The organism is Chloroflexota bacterium, from assembly GCA_038040195.1.
Classification (GTDB): Bacteria; Chloroflexota; Limnocylindria; order QHBO01; family QHBO01; genus DASTEQ01.
Window position 1 is genome coordinate 1 of sequence record JBBPIR010000041.1, and the last position, 1,326, is coordinate 1,326.

Sequence of the window (1,326 nt, forward strand, 5' to 3'; positions counted from 1 at the left end):
GAGGCCTGCAGAGGCGGCAACAAGGCTTGATTGATACGAGCGGTGCTGAGCAAACCTCAACGTATTTTATTCATTTGTGGTCTCCAATGTGGTAGATAGGATATTAATTTGCTACAGACAAAATTTTCATTTGTAATTTATGAAATCAACCTAGTAGACTGTCAAGCATGAAATGAAGGGTGAGCAGGAAGGCAGTATTCTTACCTAAAAAAGGGAAGAATATGGCCAAGAAATACATAGTCACCCTGAATGTGGCAGAACGCGAAAAGCTATTGGTGTTGATCGGTTGTGGAACAGAGAAAGCGCGAACCTTAACACATGCCAGGATTCTCTTGAAAGCAGACGAAGGTTGGCAAGACCGTGAAATCTGCGAAGCATTGGATGTAAGCATACCCACGGTGGAGCGGGTACGGAAGCGATTTGTGTTTGAAGGGTTCGAGGCTGTCTTGAAGCCGCGTCGCCCTAAGCGTATATACAGTCGTAAGTTGGATGGCGAACAAGAGGCTCGCGTGATTGCGTTGGTCTGTAGTTCACCTCCAGAAGGATATGCTCGTTGGAGCCTGCGCCTGCTGGCGGATCGGGTTGTGCAATTGAAAATCATTGATGCCATCTCTCATGAAACGATTCGCCAAGTGTTAGACGACAACGAATTGAAGCCGTGGCGCAAACAGGAATGGTGCATTCCACCACAGGCCAACGCCGAGTTTGTTTATCACATGGAAGACATTTTGGATGTCTACAAACGGCCAGCAGACCCGAAACGCCCATTGGTGTGTTTCGACGAAAGCCCAGAGCAATTGGTCAGAGAAACGCGCCAAGCCTTGCCCATCCAGGCCGGACAGCCAGAGCGATACGACTACGAATATCATCGTGAAGGCGTTGCCAACATGTTTATGTTCTTTGCTCCGCTCCAAAACTGGCGTTCCGTGAAAGTAACAGAGCAGCGTACCAAAGTCGATTGGGCGTATTGTATGCGAGATTTGGTAGATATTCATTTTCCACAAGCCGAAAAGATTGTGATTGTGCAAGATCAACTCAATACACATTCACCAGCTTGTCTCTATGAAGTGTTTACGCCAACTGAAGCCAAGCGCATCCTGGATCGATTGGAATTTCATTCAACGCCCAAGCATGGAAGTTGGCTGAATATGGCTGAAATCGAGTTGAGCGTACTAAACCGACAATGTCTCAATCGTTGCATACCAACTCAGGCTATCTTGATCCGTGAAACTGATGCTTGGGCTTCGCAACGCAACCATAAACGCACTACCGTTAACTGGCGCTTCGCCACGGCTGATGCCCGCATCAAGCTCAACCGACTTTACC

The 1,326-nt window shown here is 47.8% G+C and carries 1 protein-coding gene; it reads left to right on the plus strand.

Features of this window, described 5'->3' with window-relative positions; all coding sequences use genetic code 11:
- Nucleotides 1–221: 221 nt before the first annotated feature.
- A partial coding sequence (locus AABM41_09895; GenBank protein MEK6192605.1) for an IS630 family transposase occupies nucleotides 222–1,326 on the plus strand: 1,105 nt, incomplete at its 3' end.